The 7280-nt window shown below is 63.3% G+C and carries 3 protein-coding genes and 5 pseudogenes; 3 read left to right on the forward strand and 5 right to left on the reverse strand.

Annotation, left to right across the window (positions count from 1 at the left end):
• Positions 1–230 (reverse strand): annotated as a pseudogene (locus NKH42_RS30630) (ATP-grasp domain-containing protein); the annotation flags it as partial.
• A gap of 559 nt (positions 231–789) precedes the next feature.
• Here NKH42_RS30630 and NKH42_RS30635 point away from each other — a divergent pair.
• Positions 790–1312 (forward strand): annotated as a pseudogene (locus NKH42_RS30635) (transposase); the annotation flags it as partial.
• A gap of 264 nt (positions 1313–1576) precedes the next feature.
• Here NKH42_RS30635 and NKH42_RS30640 read toward each other — a convergent pair.
• Positions 1577–2057: pseudogene (locus tag NKH42_RS30640) on the reverse strand (IS110 family RNA-guided transposase); the annotation flags it as partial.
• Here NKH42_RS30640 and NKH42_RS31360 point away from each other — a divergent pair.
• A pseudogene (locus tag NKH42_RS31360) lies at positions 2052–2956 on the forward strand (IS701 family transposase); the annotation flags it as partial. The pseudogenes NKH42_RS30640 and NKH42_RS31360 sit on opposite strands and share 6 nt — an antisense overlap.
• Positions 2957–2968: 12 nt before the next feature.
• On the opposite strand, the gene NKH42_RS30655 reads toward NKH42_RS31360, so the two are convergent.
• The 3 genes from NKH42_RS30655 to NKH42_RS30665 form a co-directional block, all read right to left on the reverse strand.
• Positions 2969–4249: an NAD(P)/FAD-dependent oxidoreductase gene (locus tag NKH42_RS30655; protein ID WP_352974804.1), complete on the reverse strand. Its 1281-nt coding sequence runs from the start codon at positions 4247–4249 to the stop codon at positions 2969–2971.
• A 676-nt stretch (positions 4250–4925) separates the two neighbouring features.
• Positions 4926–5654: a reverse transcriptase domain-containing protein gene (locus NKH42_RS30660; protein WP_352974805.1), complete on the reverse strand. Its 729-nt coding sequence runs from the start codon at positions 5652–5654 to the stop codon at positions 4926–4928.
• A gap of 1014 nt (positions 5655–6668) precedes the next feature.
• Positions 6669–6830 carry a hypothetical protein gene (locus NKH42_RS30665; protein WP_167391251.1) on the reverse strand — a complete coding sequence of 54 codons (162 nt, stop codon included), beginning with the start codon at positions 6828–6830 and terminating at the stop codon, positions 6669–6671.
• Between NKH42_RS30665 and NKH42_RS30670 the strand changes: the two are divergent.
• A pseudogene (locus NKH42_RS30670) lies at positions 6817–7280 on the forward strand (transposase); the annotation flags it as partial. The gene NKH42_RS30665 and the pseudogene NKH42_RS30670 overlap by 14 nt on opposite strands.

Below are 7280 nucleotides of genomic sequence, written 5' to 3' on the forward strand. Positions count from 1 at the left end.
CCAGCAAGATCATAGGTCGCGCGGAGCTGGTCACATTCACGGATCAGCGCATCGAGATTGTTTGTATCGACACGGATTGCCTCAATGCCTTCCGCCGCAAGATAGTCGTACTGAGCTGGATCAGCCGACAGGGTAATTGGATGAAGACCAAGACGCTGGGCCGCTTGGACATACATTAAAGCAGTGCCGTGTGTGTTGCCTTCAAGCAGGATGAGCGCTCTTCTTGCCATGGCTGTAGACTCCAGCGTTGCGAGTTATGCTGCGGACCGCGCGTAAATCAACTCCAGCTTTTTCAGCCGAGCCTGACCTCAGACTTGCGGCGAACGTACCATTGTCAACGGCGGGCGGCCGTGAAGATCTTGATAAATTGATTTGAAGATCTGTTGCAGCGTTTTGATTGCCGGCGGCACATCGGAGGGTTGGCCGTTCAAGGGAGGTTATTGTTGATTAGTCGTAAGCGGGCAGCAGCATTCTTACGTGTGAGTTCCAAACCACAAGCGCCTCTCGGGCATGCGGCGGTTGTCTTAAACGAGGAAAATGGAAGGCGAGACGGTGACAGTATTCGCTGGATGGTTCCGGATTGTCCACAATTATCAGAAGTTCTATTTGAGATCCGAAGGCCCGGTAGAGCGAACGACATTCACAAAGCCAACAGAGAGCCGTGCAGCCGATGTGTGGGATGTCATCGCGCTCTGTCCGCAACTAGAGCACGTCCGGGGATCGATGAATCGATTGTGATGTGACGCGAATCGTTTGACTGATTCAACGTCCACTTTATGGAGGTGGACGATGGCGAGAGCACTTGGTGAGGATCTGCGGTCACGTGTCGTGAAGGCGGCGGGTGAAGGAGCATCGGCCGCCAGGCAGCGGCTCGGTTCGGTGTCGGGATATCGAGATCCGCTGGATCGGCAGAGCCCGGAGGGGGCGAGACGACGCCGCGACCGCAGGGACGACGGCGCGGCTCGCGTCTCGACGCCCATGCCGACTTCATCGTCGGGATGATCGAGGAGCGCAAGGACATCACGCTGAACGAGATGGTGGAGCAGCTCTTGGCCGAGCGGTCCATGCGCATCGGCCGCAGCACGTTGAGCGACTGCCTGCGGGGGCACGGCTGGACGTTCAAAAAAAGTCCGCACACGCACTGGAGCAAAATCGTCCCGACATCCTGAAGCGCCGGCGTGCCTGGTTCGACGGCCAGCTCGATCTCAAAGCTCGTCTTCATCGATGAGACCGGGCTGTCAACCAAGATGGCTCGCCTGCACGGAAGAGCGCCGCGCGGCGAACGCTGCCGGCAGGCGTGCCGCACGGCCATGTGTGGACGCCCCGACGGATGCAAGAAGAATCTTTGGTGCAGGCTGCTGCGCGTGTTCGGGTGCTGCCATGTGTTCGGCCCCTCATTGCGGCCCTCATGGCCGCGGGCCCGTATGGGAGTTCGAGGATCAGGTCCACATCATTGGAACGCGCTCGAAGCGCTCCCCATGCGCCTGGTTCTCCTGATCCCGCCTCTCCGACGTTGCGCCATACCTGTCCTTCGACCTTCTCACGGCCTCCCGACAGCCTCGACCGCTTCCCGCACTCAGGCGGCGACGGTCGGAGCTCGGTAGATTCCCCCCCTTCGTCATCAGAGCCCATGCGATGCGCGCGGTCTTGTTGGCCAGCGCCACAATCACTAGCATCGGTGGCTTGCGCGCCAGCATTCTATGAAGCCACGAGCCGGATGGCACGCCTTTGCGTTTGGCCCAGCGAACCACGGCGCTGGATGCAATGATGAGCAGGCGCCGTAGCGTTCGCTCACCCATCCGGGACGTTCGTCCGAGCCGTTCTTTGCCGCCGGTTGAGCGCTGGATCGGCGTCAGCCCGATCCAGGCTGCAAAGTCGCGCCCGGAGCGGAATGTCTCCGCCGGCGGCGCCATTGCCTCGAGTGCGGTAGCGATCAGCGGACCTATGCCGGGCACGGTCATCAGCCGGTGAGCGGACTCGTCGGCTTTGGCCCGAGCAGCAATCTCCGTGTCCAGCGATTTGACCTGTTCCTGGAGGCTACGCGGTGCTTCGACGAGACGGGATTTGTGAAGAAGGGCGATCGTTCCGCCGGTGTCGCGCGTCAGTACTCGGGAACGGCGGGGCGGATCGAGAACAGCCAGATCAGCGTGTTCTTGGCTTACGCGAGCCGCTACGGCCAAGCGCTGGTTGATCGTCGCCTTTATCTGCCGGAGAGCTGGACAAAGGATCGGGCGCGATGTGCCAGGGCGTCGATCCCGGAGACGGTCGAGTTTGCGACCAAGCCAAAGATGGCGCGCGCCATGGTCGAGGCGGCGCTCGATGCCGGCGTCCCGTGCGCTTACGTTCTGGGCGACGCTGTCTACGGGCGGACAGCAGCCTTCGCCGGATGCTGGAAGCTCGCGAGCAGCCCTATGTCTTGGCGGTTCGAGGCGCTCACTTCATGCGCCGTGGAGGGGATCGTCTGTTTGAGGAAACCTCGCCCGAGGAACTGGCCGGCGAGTTCGAGCCCGACGACTGGGTCTGTCATGCGGCAGGTGAAGGCGCCAAAGGGCCTCGGCTCTACGACTGGGCACGCATCCGCCGCCCTTGGACGTCAAAAGGCGGTTTCGAGCATTGGCTTCTCATCCGCCGCAAGCGATCGACATCCGGAGAAAAAGCCTACTACTTGATCTTCGCCCCGCCCGGTTCCTCCTTGGCCGAATTGGCGGCAGTGGCCGGCCTGCGCTGGGCGATCGAGGAGTGTTTTGAGCGCGCCAAGGATGATCTCGGACTTGATCATTGCGAGGCTCGGTCCTGGCACGGATGGCATCGCCATATGAGCCTGTGCATGGCCGCCCTGGCATTCCTCTCGAAGCTCTCGGCTGATCTTCGCCGCAGCGCATGGAGCAACCGAACGAGCAGGCGCGCGGGATCGGGGGCGACGGCTAGAATTACAATGACACCGTTATCTACCTAAACATCCCGGGGATCAGCGCGCCGGCGGCAGATGCGCGATCTGCGCGCCGAGCTCATAGTATCCCTCTCTGATGGCCCGGAAGGGGGCGTTCTGCGCCGGGGACACTGGCAGGAACATCCCATCGAGCGGCAGCTCGCCGCTGATATGGCGGGCGAGCTCGCGGCCGAACACCGTACCCGGCGCGATACCTCGTCCGTTGAAGCCCGTCAGTGCGATCATGTTTTCCGCTGGGATATGAAGGCGGGGCAGATGGTCGGTCGTCATGCCGATCCGACCGTACCATTCATGCTCCAGCTCGACCTCACCGATCTGCGGGAAGAGCGCCCGGATACGCCGCCGCGCCCAGTGGCGATGGATCATGGTTCCGGTGCCGCGGAGCGCGCCGACGCTGCCGACGATGAGGCGGCCGGCATTGTCTGTGCGAAAGGCGGTCAGCACGGTGCGGGTGTCCCACGCGCCGTGCCCCTCGGGCAGGATCGTGTGGCGAAGTCTGTGGCTCAGCGGCGCAGTCGCGACATGGAAGAAGGGCAGCACCACTTGCTCGCCACGCAGCTCAGGAAGGATGCGCGAGGTGTAGGTGTCGGTCGAAAGAACCGCCCACTTGGCCCGGACGCTTCCTCTTTGCGTGGCGAGCCGCCAGACGCCGCCCTCGCGCGCGATGTGCTCGACCGGGCTCGCCGTGAAGACGGTCGCGCCGGCGGCAATCGCTGCGCCAGCGAGGCCGCGCACATAGGCGAGCGGCTGGATCGTCCCGGCACGGAGGTCGAGGAGGCCTGCGGCGAAGGCCGAGGTGCCTGTCTTGGCACGGGTCTCCCCGGCATCGAGGATGTGCACCGGGGCGCCGAGCGCCTGCCACTGCCGGGCTCGCTCCACGATCTCGGCGACGCCCTTCTTATCGGCTCCGCAGTGGATCGTGCCGACCCGCTTCAGCTCGCACCGCAAGTTGTGCTTGTCGACAATCTCGAAGACGGTGCGTGGGGAATCGCGCAGCAAATTAAGCAAACGTCCGCCATAGACCGGACCGAGCGTCTCCTTGAGCGCCGAGGGCATCACCCAGAGGCCCGCATTCACCAACCCGGTGCTCCGCCCGGCGGCGCCAAAACCAATCTCGACTGCCTCGATCACGACAGCGTCCAGGCCCCGTTCGGCCAGGTGCAGCGCAGTGGACAACCCGGTGTAGCCGGCGCCGACGATCGCTACATCGGCAACGAGGTCGCCCCCCAGCCTCTCCGTTGCAGGCGGCGGCGGAGCTGTCCGCTCCCAAAGCCCATGCGACCGACGATTGTTCAGCATTCTTTCCCCTCCCACCCTCTCATCTTCAAAGTTCCCTGCCCTAGCAGCGACACGGACGCGCTCTAAGGAGGGCACCTTGCCGACATGTATAAGGCGGAGTGAGATCGGTTGAAGCCCCCGACACTGGCTAACTGTCCGCCAGACACTCAGACCGGCCCGGCAGGAGACTGAGCTCGTTGCCGGGCCGGTGCGCCTTGGGAGGAGGCGTAGTCGCGAATCCTCTGCAAAAGTTCTGAATCACCCGCATCAAGTCGGCTTACCAATGAGAGGATCGGACCGCTCATAGCGCACTTGGTAACTGTAGCGCATCTAAGTGGCCGGTTTACGCGAATCATCCTCCATCCACGCAGGAGATCGGCGTTGTACGGTGCAATGTGCATAAAAGCGGTGATACGCCGGCGCGCAGATTCCTTCACGGTGATTAAGGGGGACTGAATGGGCTGTTTCCGATGACCTCTCAGGAAGCAAAGACGCCGGCAGCAAAGCCGTTTTCTCGTCACCGAACTTGAGGCGTGGATGGGTCGCGGTCGCGTAGCTCAGCCATTCGGCTTTCGCCCTCACAGATCCGGGCGGGCGGATTTCCCGCACCCGGCTCTTCCCGAGGGTAACCCGCGTCATATCCGTGCCTGCGCCCAAGTTCGAGTGATGCGCGGAGTTGGCAGGGGGAAGCGCGCCGTCAGGGTCTCGAACTCCGACCAGCCCATGCGCCGGCTTTTCTGGCTGCGCCGTCTCCGACACCGTAGCCATATCCGGCGCATTTGCCGATGGAATCCGTTGAGCGCTGGGTAGTTGTGCGGCCTGCCGTAGTAGCCGTAGTGTCCACGCAGAACGGCGGCGAACCACCTGTGCTGCGCAGCCATTGGCGCGTGCATGAGCCGCCAGGCTGGCGCAGCGCCGTCAGCTTGCGCGTCAGGCGTTTCCCTTCCGTCTTGTGCTTCACGATGAACCGGCCATCCCGGGTCCGCCCGCAGTAGTGGGTGAAGCCCAGAAAGGCGAAGGTCTCGGGTCGCCGCTCGCCACGCCGCTGTCGTGAGAGGGCCGCGAACCGCCCAAACTCGATCAGCCGCGTCTTGTCCTCGTGGAGTGTCAGGCCAAAGCCGGCCAGCCGCGCCTTGAGGGCCAACAGCATCTCCTCTGCATCGGCCTTCTTCTCAAAGCCCATGACGAAGTCGTCAGCGTAACGCACGATCACAACGCGACCGTGTGCATGGCGACGACGCCATTGGTGGGCCCAGAGATCGAGGATGTAGTGCAGGAAGATATTGGCGAGGAGCGGACTGATGCCCGCCCCTTGCGGGGTACCCCTGTCCGTCTCTTGCTTCTCGCCGCTCTCAAGGACGCCGGCCCGCAACCACAGCCCAATGAGCCGTAGGATACGAGGATCAGCGATCCTGTGCGCCACCATTCGCAGCAGCCACTCGTGGTCGACCGAGTCGAGAAGCTGCGAATGTCGGCATCGAGCACCCAGTTCACACGCTGGCTCATGATCGCTGTATGCAGGGCATCAAGCGCCATGTGGGGGCTCCGCCCCGGCCGGAAGCCGTAGGAGAATCCCAGGAAGTCGACCTCGTAGACAGCACTCAGCACCTCGGCCACCGCGCTTTGGACGATCTTGTCTTCCAGCGCCGGCACCCCGAGAGGCCGTTTACTCCATCGGCTTTGGGAATGTAGACCCGCCGCACCGGCTGTGGCCGGTAGCGATCGGTGTGGACCCGTTCGCAGAGATCACGGATGTTATCCGTCAGCCCCTCTTCGTACTTCGCCACGGTCATCCCATCGACCCCAGCACTCGCCTGTCGCTTCTGTCGCCGAAACGCCCGGTAAAGGGCTTCTTCGTCGACGTGATGCAGCAGGGCCGTGAACCGGGTTCGGGCAGCCTGCCTGGCCGCCGCGTTCACCCGCTCGAGGGTCAGCGGCAAGGCAACCCGGCTCTGTGTCCGGACCTTGGCCTCCTCGCGCAGGCTCCCCTCAGGCTGGTCCCTTCCCTCCACTCGCCTCGTTTCCTTCGACGGCTTCACGGGTACTATGAACCAGTCCGACTCCCGACCTCAGCTCGAACGGCAGCTCTGGCAGTACCTTGCTGCTGTCCCCCGTTGGAGACCAATCCAGCGGACCCGGTCGGGCCTCTCATGTTCCGATGATTACCTTCCATGCGTGACCCGGCCATCGACCCCGACGGAGCGGCATCGTCTCGCGTAACGACGATGCTCATATTGCCTTCGTGACTAGGGAACACACTCGGCCTCCGCGAACATCCACCTTTCGAGGCTCATTCCCGCCCCCCGCATGGCTCCTGTCTACACTTCAGACCCCGCGTTGCCGCGACGCCCGCAAGACTCGGTCCCGGCTTGCCCGCTACGGCTTTGGCCGGATGGGACTTGCACCCACAAGCAATCATCAGCTTGGCATGACGTACTCCCTACAGGTGGTGTAGCTCGGCGGTAGCGAAGCCGCTTGCGAGCGCGCCCTCGATAGCGCTGTAGCGAGCGAGCGGCTTTGCGGTGGTCATCGACAGTTCGCCGGTAAGGTCGGGTTGCTGACACCAACCTGATTCGAAGGAACCATCGATGACCGACGACATGATGAACCTGCGCACGCTGTGGAGAAGACCCCCGATGCCGATATCTTGCGCGAGATGATTGGCTTTGCCGCCGAGCGGCTGATGGAGCTGGAGGTGGGCGCCGCCACCGGCGCCGCCTATGGCGAGAAGAGCCGTTGCGCACGGCCCAGCGCAACGGCTATCGCGAGCGCGACTGGGAGACGCGCGCCGGCACCGTCGAGCTGCGCATCCCCAAGCTCAGGAAGGGCTCCTATTTCCCCGGTTTCGTCGAACCGCGCCGCACGGCCGAGAAGGCGCTGACCGCCGCCATCCAGGAGGCCTACGTCCAGGGGATCTCGACCCGCTCGGTCGACGACCTGGTCAAGGCCATGGGCATGAGCGGCATCAAGCCAGGTCAGCCGGCTGTGCGAAGAGATCGACGGCAAGGTCAAAGCGTTCCTTGAAAGACCCATCGAGGGCGACTGGCCATAT

The organism is Mesorhizobium sp. M1142 (assembly GCF_040318565.1).
Taxonomy (GTDB): domain Bacteria; phylum Pseudomonadota; class Alphaproteobacteria; order Rhizobiales; family Rhizobiaceae; genus Mesorhizobium.

Bases quoted from the DNA above. Each gene is read 5' to 3' on its own strand.
- NKH42_RS30660 (WP_352974805.1), bottom strand. From the start codon at position 5,654: ATGGTGGCGCACAGGATCGCTGATCCTCGTATCCTACGGCTCATTGGG.
- NKH42_RS30665 (WP_167391251.1), bottom strand. From the start codon at position 6,830: ATGTCGTCGGTCATCGATGGTTCCTTCGAATCAGGTTGGTGTCAGCAA.
- NKH42_RS30655 (WP_352974804.1), bottom strand. From the start codon at position 4,249: ATGCTGAACAATCGTCGGTCGCATGGGCTTTGGGAGCGGACAGCTCCG.